Here is a 603-nt window from a genome sequence, read left to right as displayed (position 1 = left end):
GCAGCGAGCTGAGCCACGCCTACGACCTGCTGGGCAACCGGGAAACCACCACGTTGCCCGATGGCCGTCAGCTCAACACCCTGACCTACGGCAGCGGTCACGTCCACCAGATCAACCTCGACTTCGACGTGATCTGCGACTTCGAGCGCGACGCCCTGCACCGCGAAACGGGCCGTACCCAAGGCGCCTTGTACACGCACTTCGAACTCGACCCGCTGGGCCGCCTGCTGCGCAGCCAGGCCAGCCTGCAACGGCAGGCCGCCAATCCACAGGTTGGCCCAGGGCTCGATACAGGTGAGCCGAGCCAGGGCCAGCGTATTTCCCGCCGCTACCAGTACGACCTGGCCGGGCAACTGCTGGGCATCGACGACCGCCGCAACGGCACGACCCGCTACGGCTACGACGCACTGGGACGCCTGCTCAGCGCCCAGGCCCCCCAGGCCAGCGAAGTGTTCGCCTTCGACCCGGCCCACAATCTGATGCAACCCGAGGAAGCCCAGCGGCAAGAGGTACGGCTCAAGCAGACTACCTGGAGCGAGGATGAGTGGTCCGCCTACGTGCAGGCCAACCTGGACAACCCCGACTTCAACCCGCTGCTCACAC

At 66.5% G+C, this 603-nt stretch carries 1 pseudogene; it reads left to right on the top strand.

Features of this window, described 5'->3' with window-relative positions:
• Positions 1-603: pseudogene (locus IB234_RS23800) on the top strand (type IV secretion protein Rhs); the annotation flags it as partial.

The sequence above is a fragment of the Pseudomonas sp. PDM16 genome, assembly GCF_014851865.1.
Taxonomy (GTDB): Bacteria; Pseudomonadota; Gammaproteobacteria; order Pseudomonadales; family Pseudomonadaceae; genus Aquipseudomonas.
Note: the sequence above shows the minus strand (reverse complement) of the source record. Positions and strands in the feature narration are given on the sequence as shown.